At 55.4% G+C, this 16,719-nt stretch carries 15 protein-coding genes and 7 tRNA genes; 12 read left to right on the top strand and 10 right to left on the bottom strand.

Annotated elements, in window-relative coordinates; all coding sequences use genetic code 11:
- The first annotated feature begins 45 nt into the window (after positions 1 to 45).
- Complete coding sequence (hemQ, locus tag QP027_RS06275) at positions 46 to 714, top strand: hydrogen peroxide-dependent heme synthase (protein WP_284826957.1); 669 nt, start codon at positions 46 to 48, stop codon at positions 712 to 714.
- 4 nt (positions 715 to 718) lie between these two features.
- Here hemQ and msrB read toward each other — a convergent pair whose 3' ends face one another.
- Genes msrB through QP027_RS06260 form a run of 3 tightly spaced genes read right to left on the bottom strand, consistent with a single transcriptional unit; the run spans position 719 to position 2,983 of the window.
- Positions 719 to 1,129 (bottom strand): peptide-methionine (R)-S-oxide reductase MsrB, encoded by a 411-nt coding sequence (msrB, locus tag QP027_RS06270; protein ID WP_284826870.1) that lies wholly within the window; start codon positions 1,127 to 1,129, stop codon positions 719 to 721.
- Positions 1,027 to 2,247 (bottom strand): glycosyltransferase family 87 protein, encoded by a 1,221-nt coding sequence (locus QP027_RS06265; protein WP_284826869.1) that lies wholly within the window; start codon positions 2,245 to 2,247, stop codon positions 1,027 to 1,029. The genes msrB and QP027_RS06265 overlap by 103 nt, the downstream gene beginning before the upstream one ends.
- Positions 2,240 to 2,983: a pyrimidine reductase family protein gene (locus QP027_RS06260; RefSeq protein ID WP_284826868.1), complete on the bottom strand. Its 744-nt coding sequence runs from the start codon at positions 2,981 to 2,983 to the stop codon at positions 2,240 to 2,242. Before QP027_RS06260 ends, QP027_RS06265 begins: the two co-directional genes overlap by 8 nt.
- A gap of 61 nt (positions 2,984 to 3,044) precedes the next feature.
- Here QP027_RS06260 and QP027_RS06255 point away from each other — a divergent pair, with 61 nt between their 5' ends.
- A complete protein-coding gene (locus tag QP027_RS06255; protein WP_284826867.1) occupies positions 3,045 to 4,430 on the top strand; it encodes a hypothetical protein in 1,386 nt (461 codons plus the stop codon).
- Positions 4,414 to 5,385: an asparagine synthase-related protein gene (locus QP027_RS06250; protein WP_284826866.1), complete on the top strand. Its 972-nt coding sequence runs from the start codon at positions 4,414 to 4,416 to the stop codon at positions 5,383 to 5,385. The genes QP027_RS06255 and QP027_RS06250 overlap by 17 nt, the downstream gene beginning before the upstream one ends.
- 30 nt (positions 5,386 to 5,415) lie before the next feature.
- Here QP027_RS06250 and QP027_RS06245 read toward each other — a convergent pair.
- The 6 genes from QP027_RS06245 to QP027_RS06220 all read right to left on the bottom strand — a co-directional run bounded on the left by QP027_RS06245 (position 5,416) and on the right by QP027_RS06220 (position 6,011).
- Positions 5,416 to 5,491 (bottom strand) — tRNA-Gly (locus QP027_RS06245).
- 42 nt (positions 5,492 to 5,533) lie between these two features.
- Positions 5,534 to 5,605 (bottom strand) — tRNA-Val (locus QP027_RS06240).
- Positions 5,606 to 5,610: 5 nt separating this feature from the next.
- A tRNA-Cys gene (locus QP027_RS06235) sits at positions 5,611 to 5,684 on the bottom strand.
- Between the two features lie 33 nt (positions 5,685 to 5,717).
- Positions 5,718 to 5,793 (bottom strand) — tRNA-Gly (locus QP027_RS06230).
- 42 nt (positions 5,794 to 5,835) lie between these two features.
- Positions 5,836 to 5,907: transfer RNA gene (locus QP027_RS06225), tRNA-Val, on the bottom strand.
- 31 nt (positions 5,908 to 5,938) lie between these two features.
- Positions 5,939 to 6,011 (bottom strand) — tRNA-Gly (locus tag QP027_RS06220).
- Between the two features lie 230 nt (positions 6,012 to 6,241).
- On the opposite strand from QP027_RS06220, the gene QP027_RS06215 reads away from it, so the two are divergent.
- A tRNA-Val gene (locus QP027_RS06215) sits at positions 6,242 to 6,313 on the top strand.
- A 73-nt stretch (positions 6,314 to 6,386) separates the two neighbouring features.
- On the opposite strand, the gene QP027_RS06210 is transcribed toward QP027_RS06215, so the two are convergent.
- Complete coding sequence (locus QP027_RS06210; RefSeq protein ID WP_284826864.1) at positions 6,387 to 7,469, bottom strand: zinc-dependent alcohol dehydrogenase family protein; 1,083 nt, start codon at positions 7,467 to 7,469, stop codon at positions 6,387 to 6,389.
- Between the two features lie 660 nt (positions 7,470 to 8,129).
- Here QP027_RS06210 and QP027_RS06205 point away from each other — a divergent pair.
- The 8 genes from QP027_RS06205 (at position 8,130) to QP027_RS06170 (ending at position 16,717) form a co-directional block, all read left to right on the top strand.
- Positions 8,130 to 9,485 (top strand): MFS transporter, encoded by a 1,356-nt coding sequence (locus tag QP027_RS06205; protein ID WP_284826862.1) that lies wholly within the window; start codon positions 8,130 to 8,132, stop codon positions 9,483 to 9,485.
- 322 nt (positions 9,486 to 9,807) lie between these two features.
- On the top strand, positions 9,808 to 10,341 hold the full coding sequence (locus QP027_RS06200) for a copper resistance CopC family protein (RefSeq protein ID WP_284826860.1): 534 nt from the start codon (positions 9,808 to 9,810) through the stop codon (positions 10,339 to 10,341).
- Positions 10,342 to 10,369: 28 nt separating this feature from the next.
- Positions 10,370 to 11,020 carry a copper chaperone PCu(A)C gene (locus QP027_RS06195; RefSeq protein ID WP_284826859.1) on the top strand — a complete coding sequence of 217 codons (651 nt, stop codon included), beginning with the start codon at positions 10,370 to 10,372 and terminating at the stop codon, positions 11,018 to 11,020.
- A gap of 53 nt (positions 11,021 to 11,073) precedes the next feature.
- Positions 11,074 to 12,306, top strand: a complete 1,233-nt coding sequence (locus QP027_RS06190; protein ID WP_284826858.1) for a Dyp-type peroxidase — start codon at positions 11,074 to 11,076, stop codon at positions 12,304 to 12,306.
- Positions 12,307 to 12,467: 161 nt separating this feature from the next.
- Complete coding sequence (gene thrS / locus QP027_RS06185) at positions 12,468 to 14,534, top strand: threonine--tRNA ligase (RefSeq protein WP_284826856.1); 2,067 nt, start codon at positions 12,468 to 12,470, stop codon at positions 14,532 to 14,534.
- Complete coding sequence (locus QP027_RS06180; protein ID WP_432418613.1) at positions 14,503 to 15,147, top strand: ATP adenylyltransferase; 645 nt, start codon at positions 14,503 to 14,505, stop codon at positions 15,145 to 15,147. The genes thrS and QP027_RS06180 overlap by 32 nt, the downstream gene beginning before the upstream one ends.
- A complete protein-coding gene (gene pgsA, locus QP027_RS06175; protein ID WP_284826852.1) occupies positions 15,140 to 15,793 on the top strand; it encodes a phosphatidylinositol phosphate synthase in 654 nt (217 codons plus the stop codon). Before QP027_RS06180 ends, pgsA begins: the two co-directional genes overlap by 8 nt.
- 3 nt (positions 15,794 to 15,796) lie before the next feature.
- Positions 15,797 to 16,717, top strand: a complete 921-nt coding sequence (locus QP027_RS06170) for a phosphatidylinositol mannoside acyltransferase (RefSeq protein WP_284826850.1) — start codon at positions 15,797 to 15,799, stop codon at positions 16,715 to 16,717.
- The last annotated feature ends 2 nt before the right edge of the window (positions 16,718 to 16,719 follow it).

The following is a 16,719-nucleotide window of genomic DNA, read 5'->3' as shown; positions in this document are numbered from 1 at the left end:
GGAATTTTTACAGTGGCAAAACTCGACTTTGACAAGCTCAACAGCATGCAGCGCTACACCCAATTTGTCACGCTCCGCGTGATTCCCGGTGCTCTTGGCTCCGAGCGCGCAGACATGATCGCCGAGGCGCAGAGATTCTTCTCTGAACTCGAAGAGGCTGGTGAGGTTGTTGTTCGCGGTATTTACGACATTTCGGGCATCCGTGCCGAGGCCGACGTCATGATTTGGTGGCATGCAGAAGAGTTTGAGCAGCTACAACACGCGTTCCACAAGTTCCGCCGCGAGACGGTCATCGGCCAGGCGTTGGAAGTCTTCTGGATTGGTAATGGCCTGCACCGCCCGGCAGAGTTCAACAAGTCCCACCTGCCGAGCTTCATCATGGGTGAGGAGCCGGAGGCATGGATCACCGTCTACCCATTTGTACGCTCCTACGAGTGGTACATCATGGACGACAAGAAGCGCCGCAAGATCCTATCCGAGCATGGACAGGCAGCGCGCGATTTCCCGGATGTGCGCGCGAACACCGTCCCGGCTTTTGCACTTGGGGATTACGAGTGGATGCTGGCATTTGAGGGTCCAAGCCTCGACCGCATCGTCGATCTCATGTACCAAATGCGCTATACCGAAGCTCGCCTCCACGTGCGCGAAGAAACCCCGTTTTTCACTGGGCGCCGCGTCGCGGACATTTCAGAGGTCATCGAACTTCTGCCTTAGAAAGTTACTCGACAGGAGACTCCTCGAGCTCCAAACAGATCGAGTTAATGCAGTATCGCAAATCAGTTGGGGTGGGGAATCCCTCACCCTCAAAGACGTGGCCGAGGTGTGATTCGCAATTTGCGCACAACACCTCGGTTCGCACCATTCCGAGCGATTCATCTTTGCGCTCGATTATGCGATCTTCAGCCAGCGGTGAGAAGAATGCGGGCCAGCCACAGTGGGCGTCGAACTTTTCCGTAGAACGAAAAAGCTCTGTGCCGCAGGCTCGACACTTGTAGATGCCTTCAGTAGTCGTCTCGGTGTACTCACCTACACCGGGTGGCTCGGTGCCTGCCTGACGCAGGACGTAGTACTCGGCGGGGGAGAGCTTTTGGCGCCATTGTTCGTCGGAAAGCTGCGTGAATTTGTCCATGCCGTCCACCCTACCCACGTCGCCGCAGCGACGATAAGCACTGCCCAGCCGGCGGTGGGGAGGAAATAGGTGAGCCACTTGCCCAGTTGTGGGAAATGGGGGCTCATCCATTGCAGTGGAGATAAAGCGAGAAGTGCACCCAGCCATGCTGTGGGGGTGTGGAAAAAGCTCACGCGACCCACTGCTGTGAACATGGCGGGGAAGAGCATCATCGAATAGTACGCTTGCCCAAGGCTGGACAGGAGGAAAACACCAGTGAGCAAGACGGCCGCGGTCGTGGTTGCCCACACGAGCGGCTCGGTGTCTCGCAGCGTCACAAGCGCAACCGCTGCGAACGCAACCATGAGTGCAAGCAGTGCCCACAGGGTTTTCTCCATCCAGCCAGGCATGCCGAAATAGACAGCGAAGCCCGCGAGCGACGAGTTGGCATAGTCGCGTGTTTCGCCCAAGTAGGGCACGACCTTGGTGAGGTAGTCGTTTGCCCCGGGAACTAGTGGCCACGCAATCGCATTGAGCCCGGCCGGTACCGCTATGCCCGCCACGATAGCCTTCCAGTCCAGCTTGACCAGTGGAAGGAAGAGCAGTGGAAGAAACATTGGCTTTATGACGATCGCCAGGCCGATCACCAACCCTGCCCACCAAGAATGGCCGCGAAGCAGAAACGCAAGATAGGCGACAAGCGCGAACAGTAAGACGCCATTGATGTTGGAAAACACGAGCGTGTTAGTCACAGATTCGGTGATAAACGCTAGTGCAATTGACATCGGGAACAGTGGCGAACTCAACGAGTGATTCACAAGTCGGGTCATCCACCCCAGCGCCGCGACAATGGCCACCGCATTGAGCAGGATGAACCAGGGTCGAATTAGCCCGGTGTCTGCCGTTAATCCCAGCGGCGCGAGCAGCAGAGTCGCCCCCGGGTTGTAGAGGTAGTGCGGGTTGACGTGGTGGTAGACCTCGTTGTAAACGGGCACGCGCTCAACAAAGCGTCGCGTGGCGGACTGCACCGTGGTGAAATCGTCAGTCACGCTTCCAGTCCACGCCAATACCACCAGCCGGTGGAAGACCAGGATCAGGGCGGTAGGCCAGGCGAGCGCGTTCAACCGTTTATCAAGCACGCTTCTTACCATAGCGTAGGAACAGGAGCGAATCGTCGGTGGCGCGGGCATCTTCCAGGATGATCTCTTGGCTGTACGGTGTGCCGTCAGGGCGTGGCGCTAATAGGTTGTGCTCAACAGGTGCGTTCACGAGTGGTGCCAGTGTCAAATGTAGCTTATCGACGACACCTGCGTGAAACATCAACGAGTAAATTTCGGGACCGCCCTCACAGGTGATGCGGGCGAACCCCCGATCGCGGAGCGCGGCAACGATCTCCGCTGCGGAGCCGGAGCCTGTGTCCACTAGTTCTGCGCCGGCATCGGTTAGTTGGGCGCGGCGGTAGGCAAGGCGGTCGTCGGTCAGTGAAGCGTGTGGAGCGAGGATGACTGGCGGTACCGCGGTGTTCCAGAACAGTTGAGCAGATGTGTCGAACTCCAGTGATCGCGCGATCGTAGCAATCGGTGGTATTTCAGCTTGGCCACGCAAGGCGCGAGCTCGGCGCTGTTCTGGGGTGGATCGGACGCCAAAATAGTTCTCGGCGCGGGCTGTATTCGCGCCAACGAGAACTACGTCGGACCAATCCCGCAGAGCATTGAGGAGGGCGAAATCGGTGGCATTTCCCAGGGTGTGGGACCGTCCATCCACTGAGACTGCCCCGCTCAGCGTCGCAACGGCGATGGCGCGCAACTCCGCGACGCCGGACGGGAGCACGGGCCCCATGAGCTCCGCGGGGGCAATCTGGGTCGGACGAGTCATGTGAGGGAGTCTACACTGATGCGGAACCTGTTTCTTTGATCTGAGGTAGACAATGTACGCAATGGATTTGGTGGATCAAGCTCGACTGGCCTGGCTCGATGACGACGATCGGGATGGTCTGCACACTAAACTCATCGCAGAGGCGGGGAGTGAATGGAAGCAGACCGCCGTGACGCTGGTGGAGGCGGTGTTTGGGTCGAGCATTCACAGCGACCAAGAACTTTTCGAAAAGTGCTTCAACGCAGTCACCGATCTGACTTGGAAGGCGCGAGAGATGCGCCAAGGGTTCCACAACGAAGAATTGATAATGGTGTCGCCGGAATGGGCGCGCACGAGCAAGACTGCGAAATTCGCACTGACCTTAATCGAGTTGCAACTGCATAGGTTCAACTTCGATTCCGATGGCATCCGCCGCGTCCTTGACTTGGCTGAAGACGCGCCTTTGCGCTTTGGCAAGCTAAACCTTAACCACGTCTTTTTGACGTTCTCGCGGCTGCTCGCCGGTCGGCGGATCGATCCCCGGGCAATCTACCAGGCAGTCGGGATCGAAGCACCGGAAGGCACCGATTCAGTGTCCTTGGAAGATGTGCCGGTCAAGATCAAACATTTGCTGTTACATGCGATGTGGCTGTTCCCGCAGGGTGAATACGGCGAGGAAATGTTGGTCTTCTCGGAATCAATTCTGGCGGACAATTCGCCCAGCGACTTTAACGCGCATTACCGCCGGGCGGAGGCCTACCGTCGGTTAGCCGCGACTCGAGGTACGCCTGACCACGACCGCGCGGTGCCAATTACGGACCGCTTCTCTGGTTACACGTCGACAACAAGCGATGCCCTTTATGCTGAGGCACTGCGCTCGATCCACATGGCGATCAAGAATCTTCCGGCCGATGCAAATGAACTGCACGCGGAGTTTGTGACTTATCGCATGATGATCGCAACGGAACGGCAGGTGCACGATTCGATTCGGAGACGTATGGGCCGGGAGTTGGAGCACGTTCGGGCTCAGGTAGACGCGATGTCTGAACGTATCGAGCAGGAATCACGCAACGGACTGCTTCGCAGCATTGAAATTCTTGCGTTGTTCTTGGCTGTGATCGGCATCATGAGCTTCAATATCAGCATGGTGGGACTTACAGGAGCGTCGTCGTGGGAGCGCATCGGCTTGGTTGTGCTTTTTGCGGCGATCTTGTTTGTCTTCTACTGGCTAGTGCACGTTACGGTGTACCGACACACGCACGCCGAGGCAGTCGTGTTCAAAGTCCGCCGAAAGCGGTTGGAAAAATTGGAAGCGCAAATGTCAGACTTAGAGACGAAGATGGATTACGTGCCGGAGGAGGCTCGAAACATCTTTCTTGAATCCTTTGTGGATAGTCGGCCTGTCGACGACGTGCCGAGTTTGACCGCTGACCCGAGGAGGGACGACCAGAATGCCCAACCCCAGTGATAAGGGTGCGGAGTATGTTGCTGACGAGCGTGTGATTGATCCCGGCACATACGAGATTGTTACGTACAACGATGCAGCACATGCGATCACGGCGTATTTGGAACAGCGACTGCAATCGGTATTTCGGCGTTGGCCAGCACGCCCGGTGGTGATGCTATCTGGCGGCGTCGATTCGATCCTGATGGCAAGTTTCGCGGCCGACCAGCGACCCAATGCACTGGCGGTGACATTTAGTCAAGAGAGCTCGGCCGAGGCGCAAGAGGAGGCTGAAGCGGCCGCAGAGGTCGCAACAATCCTCGGGCTTGAGCACGTGGTACTTTCTCCCTCAGCTAGTGAATTGCGCAGCTTGTTAGCGTCGACAGTGCGACGGCTTGACACGAGCGAGCCATGGGAAGTGCTGGCAGGCCTTGTGGTGCACGCGGTGGACCAGGAAGCTTGCCGCCGCGGTGCCACAGGGGCGTTGCTGTCGGGCGGGGGAGCGGATGCTCTTTTCCTCGGTGGGGAACCGCTGGATCCGCAGCACGATAACTACCTAGAAGCGTGGGATGCGAAAGTCCGCGCGAAGGTCGAGGCGAATTTTCGTAGGGAGCGGTTCATTCCCGACTTTTACGAGCGACTCATCGATGACCCGGATCGCCATGTTCAGGTTTGGCAGACCCATGCCGCGGTGGATCTTGCACTCAGTCTTCATCCGCAGGTGACACGTGGGGAAGACTTGGCAGGGGATAAGGTGATTTTTCGTCGTCTAGCAGTGCAACGTGGGATTCCTGAGCGGCTGGTGGCGTTGCAGAAGAACCCACTGCAGGTGTCGTCGGGTGGTATTTCCGGAATTGTCGATGTTGCACGGCGCGATCTCACTGCCCAGTTTGGCGAAAGAACTTATTCGGACCCGTTGCTAGAGCCTCTCGATTTCACCGTTGCCCGCCTGTTTCTGAACACTTTGCTGGAAAGATGAAGCCGCCCGGTTCCGGGCGGCTTCATTCGATGGAGCGGATGACGAGACTCGAACTCGCGACCCTCACCTTGGCAAGGTGATGCGCTACCAACTGCGCTACATCCGCGTGTCGTTCGCAGGCTCACGAAAGGTGAGTATACGAACAGCGTGCGCGATACAGGGATTGAACCTGTGACCCCTACCGTGTCGAGGTAGTGCTCTACCGCTGAGCTAATCGCGCAAGTATGGAGGTGGATACGGGAATCGAACCCGTGTACACGGTTTTGCAGACCGTTGCCTAACCACTCGACCAATCCACCGTGGAGTTACCTCCAAAGTACTCGATATGTACTTGGAGCGGATGACGAGACTCGAACTCGCGACCCTCACCTTGGCAAGGTGATGCGCTACCAACTGCGCTACATCCGCGTGTCGTTCGCAGGCTCACGAAAGGTGAGTATACGAACAGCGTGCGCGATACAGGGATTGAACCTGTGACCCCTACCGTGTCGAGGTAGTGCTCTACCGCTGAGCTAATCGCGCGAATCATTTCAACCAGGCCCGGTGAAATGAGAGCGGATGACGAGACTCGAACTCGCGACCCTCACCTTGGCAAGGTGATGCGCTACCAACTGCGCTACATCCGCATGCACCTCGTCTTGTTGGTCTTGTTGCCGTGACGTGGTGCGAATCAAAACTTTAGCCTGGCTTGAGTCACTTTCACAAATCGGCAGGTCATAACGTGGATTGGAGGTAGCCGTGCGCCCTTAAACTACAACAGTGGCATTCATGTAAAGACAAACATGAACCTACGTAGTGACCAGCAGATTAGGGGACTGCGTGAGTTGCGAGTAGTGTTTTCTGAGCATCAGATACTGGTCCTGTAGCTCAGCGGGAGAGCATTCCGTTCACACCGGAAAGGTCGCTGGTTCAATCCCAGTCAGGACCACAATTGTGTAACAAAAACAGGAAATACCCGCTACTCCGTGTAGCGGGTATTTTCAGGTAAGCACTCGGTTAACTTAGGCGTCGATGATAACTTTCATGGCTTTAGATTCGGCGGCGTTGGAAAATGTGTCCCAAGCCTCTTCCAACTGATCCCACGTGAAGTGGTGGGTTGCCAAGGACTTGATGGGCAAGTGTGAGTTTTGAACCGCCTTCATAAGCATCCCAGTCGTATTAGCGTTGACAAGGCCTGTAGTGATCTTCAGGTTCTTGATCCACATGCTTTGCAGTTCGAAATCCACAGGCTTTCCGTGAACACCGACAACCGCAATGTTGCCGCCTTCCTTGATGTTGTCGGAGCAGGTCTTCCAGGTTGCTGGTAGGCCTACTGCCTCAATGGCGGTGTCTACGCCACGGCCATCTGTGATGTCTGCGACGATCGCGTCGACGTCGTCTTTCGAAGGGTTCACAGTATGGGTCGCCCCCATCGTCTTGGCCATTTCCAGACGATTGTCGTCGAAGTCTACGACGATGATGGTTGACGGCGAGTAGAACTGGGATGTCAGAAGGACACCCATGCCGACAGGCCCAGCGCCAACAATCAGTACGTCCTTGCCTGGCGCGACTTCGCCGTACTGAACTCCAATCTCATGGCCTGTAGGCAATGCGTCGGATAGGAAAACTGCGACTTCCTTATCCAGATCCTCTGGCAAGTGGTACAAGGAATTGTCTGCAAAAGGCGTACGCACATATTCTGCGAGAGTTCCGTCAATCATGTACCCGAGAATCCAACTGCCACCATTCTGGCAGTGGCTGTAGAGCTGCTTCTGGCAGTTTTCGCATGATCCACAGCGGGATACGCAAGAGACGAGGACTTTGTCGCCGGGCTCAAATGCGGTGACAGCAGAGCCGACGGCTTCGACTACACCAATTCCTTCGTGTCCGAGGATGCGGCCCGTCCACTCGCCGGTCTTTTCGCGGGCGACCGATTCGATTTCTGGATTCTTACCGTGGGCGATTCCGAGGTCTGTACCGCAGATTGTTGTTGTGGTGATGCGAACGATGGCATCGGTAGGTTCAAGGATTTCTGGCAAAGGGCGCTGTTCTACGCGCACATCGTTTGCTCCATAGTAGGTGAGGGCGGACATTGTCTGGGTCATGAGAGTGCTCCTTGTTAATGAAAAAGAGGTAAAGCCAGCCGATGCTGCTCTACCTTTAAACTCTACTCGCGAATTGCTACTAGGTGTTGTGTCAAAATCTCTACTACGTGGGAAGACTGTGTAAGCAATAAGGCGATGAAGGGGCGCCCGTCAAGCGAGCGGCACGTGCCCATTGGGTGGCTGAGGCCTAGGCCTTATTGAAAATCATTAAGCCGAAATCCCTGCTTCCTTTTCGGGTTTCTGTCTATTGGTGGATTCGTAGCTGTCTAGGTTCCCTCATTTTTCAGTTGCTAGGTGGGGGTAAGTCGCTTGGGGGTCTTGCGATCTAGTGCCTCGTTTTGCAGGTTCGACTAGACCATTAAGTTGTGTCGCGGTGCGGCCGGCCCGGGGGTAGTGTGGTGTGATTTGCAATTGCCCCCCGTCGCAACCTTTACAGTTATGTGCAATTAACTAAAAGGGTCGCTAGAATGCCAGGTAGATGGCCTTGACTGGCTATTCCTGTCCGGGGGGTGAAGGTTCGGGGTGCCTAAGTTAGCTATTCCTTATCGCTGCGATTCTTGCTATAAATTTTCCATCACTGTGATGCGCAACATATACCTTTATGCGTGCTCGCTTTGTCTGTATCGTTTCCTGCCAACCTTTACCGAAAGATGTGAATCTATGTCAGTAAAAGCTCCACTTTCTCCTCCGCTGTCGCAGTCTGTAGACGGATGGAAGTCCTCGAAGCACAAGGCGTCTGTGTATGGCGTTGTAGTAGTCATGTTTCTCACCATGATCTTTGATGGTTACGACATCGTGGTTTATGGAGCAATCCTTCCGACGCTCCTTAACGATCCTTCACACCTTGGACACTTGTCCCCGGCCGTAGCCGGGACGCTAGGTTCTTACACGATGATCGGCATTCTGTTCGGTGCTCTTGGAGCCGGGGCGATTGGCGATCGAATTGGGCGACGCAAAATGATGTTGGTCGCACTTGCGTGGTTCTCTATTGGGATGGCGCTCGGAGCGATGGCCACATCGATCGCATTCTTCGGGGCGACCCGATTCTTTACTGGTTTAGCACTTGGTGTAATCACCGCAGGCGGTGGTGCCGTGATCGCCGAGTTTGCTCCAGCTCACCGCAAGAACATGTTCAACGCGATTGGTTATACGGGAATCCCTTTCGGTGGTGTGATCGCCTCGTTCTTTGCCCTGTGGCTGGAAGACAGTATCGGGTGGCGCGGGTTGTTCTTCATCGGTGCGTCTCCAATCCTTTTTCTGCTTCCCCTTGCGTGGTTCCTACTTCCAGAGTCTCCACGTTGGCTTACTGCAATGGGGCGCAAGGAACAGGCGCGACAGATTTGCCACAAGTTTGACTTTCCTGAAGAACAGTTCACCAAGGATGAGATCATTCGGTTGGATGCAGATGGGGCGGTAGTCAAGAAGCAGAAAATCGGTCTTGCGGCAATTTTCTCGCGACCTTTCCTAATGGGAACTCTGATGATCGGCATTATGAGCTTTATGGCGATCATGGCTACTTACGGTTTGAATACCTGGCTTCCTCAAATCATGCAGATTAACGGAATGTCCTCCGACGGATCGTTGTACTCACTGGTCGCCCTAAACTCAGGCGCGGCACTTGGAGCGCTGGCGGCAGCAAAGATCGCTGACATGATCGGAGCGAAACCCGTCATTATCGTGACCTTCACCATTGCTGCGATTTGTATGTTCGCAATGCCGTACCTCACATTTGCGCCTCTGATGTACGCCGCAATTGCTGCTACTGGACTGGGGGTGACCGGTACTCAGATCCTCGTTTACGGAATGACCTCCAACTACTATCCAACTCGGGCTCGCCAAGCTGGAATGTCCTGGGCGGCTGGCTTTGGTCGATTAGGTGGCATTGCGGGACCATCACTCGGTGGGATCATCATCGCAATGGGCTTGGGGGCCTCGGATGCTTTCATTGTCTTCGCCGTAGCCACTGTCGTGGGGGCGATCGCTACGATGGCAGTTCCACCTCGCGAAAACAAATAGAGAACATTCTTGCTGTTCCGACAAGGAACAGACTGACCCTGACGCCGATGTTACTCGACGTCAGGGTCATTCCTTTCCTCCGAAAGAACCAACTACTTTGAGGTCGGTAAATAAGCGGACATGTCACCGTTTATGTTTGGTTTTAGTGTTACCTCCACCCCTGTAAGGGGTGGGTGAGGGTCGGTGGCAACAGTGGTGCGGAACTTTTATTCACTGGGCACCGACAACTCCCATGACGGTCCCTCAAGGGGGTATCGTCGTTGTTAATTGGCAGGATAATTTGCCACGCAAGACAACTAATCCACAAAGGAGCAAGACTTCAGTGCGTTCGATTCTCCGCCTTAGCACCGCTATTGCAAGTGCAAGCTTGATGATTGCGATGTCAGCACCATTTGCTGGCGCGCACGATTCGGTCATTGGTGGAAATCCCGCAAACGGAGACGAGCTCCAAGAATTTCCTGACGTGATTGCACTGGAGTTTTCTGGTTACGTCAAGGAAGATTTCAACACATTTGCCGTCTCAGACGCCGATACCGACGAGGTTCTTTTCTCTGGTACGCCAACGGTAGACCAACGCTGGGTCTCTATTGCCGTTCCCAAAGACGTGGAACCTGGCCCCGGAAATTACCGGATTGGGTTTCAAATCACGTCTTCTGATGGCCATTCAACCCGTGGCATGACCAATTTCAAGGTCGCGGGTGAAGACGAGTCCTCGGGCAGCGACGATGCAGTGGTAATCACTGCTGCAGAAGAGGACTCAGCAAGTGTGAACCCGTGGATATGGATTGCAGTAGGCCTGTTAGTTGCCGCGCTCGCAGTAGGTGGCATTCTCATTGCCTCCAAAGGGCGCAAATAACCCAACTTCCTAAAAGGAGCACTTCACCATGTCTCGTCGTCTAATCTCCGGTATTGCAATTCTGGCAACCGCGGCAGCACTCACTGCTTGTTCGAGCGAGAACGGCACTACCGAGGACACTGCTACAGAGTCTTCGGCCGCATCCACTGCAGCATCTTCTGAGTCTTCTGCAGAGGACACCACCACCGAAAAGGCTGCTGAACAAGACATCATGTTCGAAGAGCCTGTTGTCCGCGCAATGGAGGCAGGCAAGGGTATGACTGGCATGTTCGGCACTCTTGTCAACAACACCGACAAGGACATCAACATTGTTGAATTCGAAACTGATCTCGGTGCAAAGATGTACGAGCTCCACGAGGTTATCGATGGCGTCATGATGGAAAAGCCTGGCGGCTTCGTCGTGCCCGCCAACGGAACCTACGAGCTGAAGCCGGGCGCTGATCACTTTATGATCATGGGGTTTGATGAAGCAATCGAGGCCGGTGACACCATTGGTGAAGTTGTCATCAAGGATGTAGAGGGCAACACCTACGACTTTAAGGATGTTCCAGTTCGTACGCTGCTCCCTGGCGACGAGAACTACGGTGGCGACGGCTCTCTCGAAGGCCACAACCCAGAAGAGAAAATGACCCACGACATGGGCGAGATGGAAGGCGACATGGGCGAGATGGCCCACTAGTAGTCAGCTGAATCCACTTTGGAAAAACGTAAGTAGAGAGCAGGGATAGTTTCATGTCAGTATCACGTCGTGGCTTCATGGCCGGTGCAACTGTTGCGGCTTCGGCGGCAGCGCTCGCCAGCTGCGCAAACGCAGGCGATGCACAAAAGGTTGATGCCGCGTCGGATGCCGAGACCCGCTTAACCGCGGCCATCGTCGATTTCGATGGCCCGCACCAAGCCGGTATCGAAACTCCGGTACAGGCGAACCTAAATCTGATTTCCTTCAACTTGAAGGAAGATGCAGACCGAACCACTGTCACAAGACTCTTGCGACTGTGGACGGAAGACGCACGTTCATTGTGCGCGGGAAAGGTCCCGCTCGGCTCTCTCGAGCCTGAAATGGTAACTGCCCCTGCCAACCTTACGATCACCTGCGGAATCGGACCGCGCGTATTTGAAGTTGCAGATCTCGTCGACAAGCAGCCTGATTGGCTCCAGCCACTGCCTGAATTTTCACTGGACCAACTTGATGAAAAGTGGGGACAGTCGGATTTTGTCTTGCAGATCTGTTCTGATGACCCAATTATGGCATCGCACGCGATGCGCCACATGGTGCGGGCAGCGATGGATTATGCCGAAACCGGCTGGCTCCAGCAGGGATTCTTGAACGCCGATGGCGCAATCGAGAAAGGTAAGACCCCGCGGAACCTGTTCGGCCAGGTCGATGGAACAGTTAACCCGCACAACGCGGAAGAGTACAAGGAGCAAGTCTGGATTGACCAAGGCGCGGACTTCTTGATCGGTGGAACATCGATGGTCGTGCGCCGCATCAACATGAACTTGGATACGTGGGAGATGCTTGATCGCGCTTCTCGCGAAGAATCCATTGGTCGTGACTTGGAAAAGGGCGCCCCACTTAGCGGCGGTGAAGAATTCGATCAACCTGACTTTTCTGCGACGGATAAGTACGGCCTCCCGCTGATCGATAAGAATTCGCACATGGCGCGAGCAACAGCTCCCGAGGACGCCCCCGAGCAAAAGATAAAGCGCCGACCATATAACTACGATGTTCAGCCCGATCCGGCTCTCGGACAGCTGTCAAACGCTGGATTGGTGTTCATCACTTTCCAAAAAGATCCAGTGAAGCAATACGTTCCTATCCAGCAGCGGCTTGACGAATCAGATCGTCTGAATATCTGGATCACCCATATCGGCTCTGCCGTGTATTGGGTCCCACCAGGAGTCTCGGTTGACGGCGATGGCGATCATTACTGGGCAGAAAGCTTGTTTGCGGACGACGCTTAGAGTGGGCGCACACCTGCTGGCATGAAGGACAGGCCTAAACCAGAGTTTCTTTCACAAGGGGAGTAGACTGTGGCCCAGCCCCTCGCGGGGTTTTTCATGCTAGCAGCGCGTTGGCGGCCAGGTATGCCGCCGACGCATGAGCGCAAAGGAGCGCACTTTCTATGGCTAACGACGTAGCCTCGCCTTCCATCACTCTCACCCCCTTCCATGTTCCCGCAGGAACTGCAGTCGGCGCGGCGATGCGTGAATTAGATCTGCCGAACAAAGGCCCAGACGCAATCGTCTGTGTTATGGATGCAGAAGGAACCCTGAAGGATCTGGCGCACGTTCCAGAGACGGATGGCGAATTCACGCCTGTGCCTGCTTCGTCAGAAGAGGGGCGTGGCGTGATCCGCCACTCCTGTGCGCACGTGCTAGCGCAGGCGGTGCAAGCAGAATTCCCGGGCACCAAGTTGGGAATTGGCCCCGCGATTGAGAACGGTTTCTACTACGACTTCGATGTCAAAGATCCGTTCACTCCGGAAGATCTTAAGACGCTGGAAAAGCGCATGAAGAAGATAATTAAGTCAGGTCAGAAATTCGTTCGGGGGGTCTACACCTCGACCGAAGAAGCTGCCGAGGATCTCAAGAACGAGCCGTTCAAACTCGAACTCGTCCAGGACAAGGGCAATGTCGACCCAGATTCCGACGAAGCTACCGAAGTGGGCGCAGGCGAGCTTACCTACTATGCAAACGTCAATCCTCGAACCAACGAGACTGAGTGGCATGATCTCTGTCGCGGCCCACACGTACCGACGACCCGTTACATCCCAGCTTTCGCGTTGACCCGCTCGTCGGCAGCGTACTGGCGCGGCGATCAGTCCAACGCGGGGCTCCAGCGTGTGTACGGTACTGCATGGGAAACCAAAGAAAAGCTAGACGAGTACCAAACCATGCTCGCCGAGGCGGAGAAGCGTGACCACCGCCGACTGGGCGCAGAGCTTGACCTTTTCTCGTTCCCTGACGAGATCGGTTCTGGATTCCCTGTGTTCCACCCCAACGGCGGAATCATTCGCTTGGAGATGGAAGAGCACTCCCGTCGTCGCCACATTGAGGCCGGTTACTCGTTTGTAAACACTCCACACATCACCAAGGGTGAGTTGTTCAAGAAATCCGGGCACCTTGACTGGTATTCGGACGGCATGTTCCCGCCGATGAAGCTCGACGGTGAAACTGACGACGAAGGCAATGTCACCAAGCAGGCGCAGGATTACTATGCCAAGCCGATGAACTGCCCGATGCACAACTTGATCTTCTCGTCGCGCGGTCGTTCTTACCGAGAACTGCCGCTGCGCATCTTTGAGTTCGGTACCGTGTATCGCTACGAAAAGTCCGGCGTGATTCATGGTTTGACCCGCGCTCGTGGTTTTACGCAGGACGATGCCCACATCTATTGCACGGAAGAACAGCTTGAGGACGAACTCACCAGCGTGATTGAGTTCATCATTTCGCTGCTGAAGGACTACGGCCTGGACGACTTTTACTTGGAACTTTCCACGAAGGATCCAGAAAAGTTTATTGGCGATGATGACGTGTGGGAGCGGTCTACCCAGATTCTGCAAAACGTGGCAGAGAAATCTGGTCTTGAGCTCGTTCCTGACCCCGCTGGTGCGGCCTTCTATGGCCCGAAGATTTCCGTTCAGGCGCGAGACGCTATCGGCCGTACCTGGCAGATGTCTACCGTTCAGCTCGACTTCAATCTTCCCGAGCGTTTCGAGCTGGAGTACACCGCATCGGACGGCACGAAGAAGCGCCCGATTATGATTCACCGCGCGCTTTTTGGTTCCATCGAGCGCTTTTTCGGTGTGCTCTTGGAGCACTACGCCGGCGCCTTCCCAGCGTGGCTTGCACCGCACCAAGTTATGGGCATCCCGGTCGCTGACGACTTTGCGCCACATCTCGATGAGGTAGCGAAGAAGCTCCGTGCCAAGGGAATTCGTGCCGAAGTTGATACTTCCGACGATCGCATGCAGAAGAAGATTCGTACGCACACTCAGAACAAGATCCCATTCATGCTGCTGGCAGGCGCACGAGACGTCGAAGCTGACGCCGTCAGTTTCCGCTTCCTGGATGGATCGCAAGTTAATGGCGTGCCCGTTGACGAGGCAGTGACTATCATCGAGGGCTGGATTCGTGAACGAATCAACGAGCAACCGAATGAGGAGAACATTGCCGCGCGACGTGGGTAATCACGGTGAAAGTGAAGCAGAACAACTAGAGGCGTACACGGACACGGGCGTCGGCCAGCCGGATCGGTTGGAACGCCTGTGGGCGCCTTACCGGGCGGAGTACATCACCCAGGTCCCAGTGGATGATGAACACTCTGCTCATAGCTCAAGCGACGATCCATTTGTTGCTGCTCCCGAGCAGTCAGACGAAGACGCTTTGATTGTTGCCCGCGGAAGCTTCGTGTACGCCTTGATGAATCTGTACCCGTATAACTCGGGTCATCTCATGGTTGTGCCTTATCGTAAGGTCGCGAATCTTGAAGACCTCACCCAAGACGAGACGGCGGAGCTGATGGCCTTTACCAAGCTAGCTGTACGAACGCTGAAACACGTTTCGCGCCCAGAGGCAATTAACGTGGGGTTTAATCTTGGCAAAGCGTCCGGAGGTTCGATAAGCGATCACCTTCATCTGCACATTGTTCCGCGGTGGACTGGCGACGCCAATTTCATGACGGTTTTGGGCGAAACGAAGGTCCTGCCACAATTGCTCCGCGATTCCCATGCATTGCTCGCTGAAGGATGGAAAGAGATCGTGTTAGCAGATCAGCTGCGTGAGGAGCAACGCGATGCTTAGCGTTCATGGCAGGAAACCCGCAGCGGTAGTCATCGAGCCGGTAGCCAAGTCACTACTTCGCGTTGGCCTGACTCCCAATGTGGTGACCGTGGTTGGGGCAATCATCACAGTGACGATTGCTGTGGTATTAATCCCGCTGGATCACTTGGTATGGGCCGCCATCCTCTCAGCCCTGTTCGCGGCTTTCGATATGGTCGACGGGACGATGGCTAGGCTCAAAGGGGGTGGCACGGCTTTCGGGGCTACCCTTGACGCCTCCTGCGACAGGATCACTGACGGTGCGCTCTTCGCCGCGATCACATTCTGGCTTGTTTATATTGATCAAGCCCATCCGGTAACCGTTGCGGTCTCACTGGTGGTTGTAGTGGCATCGCAAATCATCAGCTACGTCAAAGCCCGTGGCGAAGCCGGTGGCTTGAAGATGGTTGGTGGCCTCATAGAACGTCCCGAGCGACTCATCCTAGGCCTCGGTGGCCTTGCGCTGGAAGGGTTCGGAGTCGCGTATGCGATCGAGACGGCACTCTGGGTACTCGCTATCGGGTCTCTATTTACTATCGTCCAGCGACTACATATTGCCTCTCGCGACCCACAGTCCAACACTCGCGTCGCGCCGCCTGCTGGCAGCAAAGAAGCCGAACAGGAATAACTTATGGCTTTCCCCAGCTCTCTAAAGGAAGGCGCTGTCGCGGCTGGCTACTTAGCCGGGTGGAAAATCGTCGGCAAGCTCCCTGAAAATTTTGCCAAGGCACTTTTTGATTTTGGCGCAGACAAAGCTTCGCACGACGGCACCGGCATGGAGATGCTTCGCCGCAACCTTAGTCGCGTCGTGGGCCCTGAAAACGTCACGCGAGAACTGGTGAAGTCGTCGATGCGCTCCTACGCAAGATATTGGCGTGAAGCCTTTCGCCTGCCACGGCTGGCTGGAGACCCCCGAATCATCGCTCAGCTGGCCGACCACTTGGTGGGGCGCGAGCACCTTGAGGCGTCTCTGGATTCAGGTCGTGGTGTCATTCTGGCGTTGCCTCATAGCGGCAACTGGGATATGGCGGGAATGTGGCTCAACGAGAATTATGGGCAATTCACTACGGTCGCAGAGCGCGTCAAACCTGAAGTGCTATTCCAAGCTTTTGTGAACTTTCGCGAATCGCTAGGTTTCGAAGTTCTTCCATTGACTGGAGGAACTAGGCCACCTTTTGAAAGGTTGAAAGAGGTCTTGGCCGACGGAGGAATCGTGTGTCTTCTCGGCGAGCGCGACCTCACCGATAGAGGCGTGCCTGTCGAGTTCTTCGGTGAATCTACGACGATGCCAGCTGGACCGGCGAAGCTAGCCATGGAAACCGGCGCAGCCTTGCACGTTGTCCACTGTTGGTTCACGGAAGAAGACGGCAAGCAGGGGTGGGGAATGTCAGTATCGGATTCTCTTGAAGTGACCAGCTTGCAGGAAACCACTCAGCGTATTGCCGATGGCTTTGCGACGAACATCGCGATGCATCCGGAAGACTGGCATATGCTGCAACCACAGTGGATCGTCGATAAGCGAAGCCGGAAGACTAAAGACAAGAAAGGGTAGTG

The sequence above is a fragment of the Corynebacterium breve genome, assembly GCF_030252165.1.
Classification (GTDB): domain Bacteria; phylum Actinomycetota; class Actinomycetes; order Mycobacteriales; family Mycobacteriaceae; genus Corynebacterium; species Corynebacterium breve.
The sequence above is the reverse complement of the archived record's forward strand: the minus strand, read 5'-3'. Positions and strand labels throughout refer to the sequence as shown.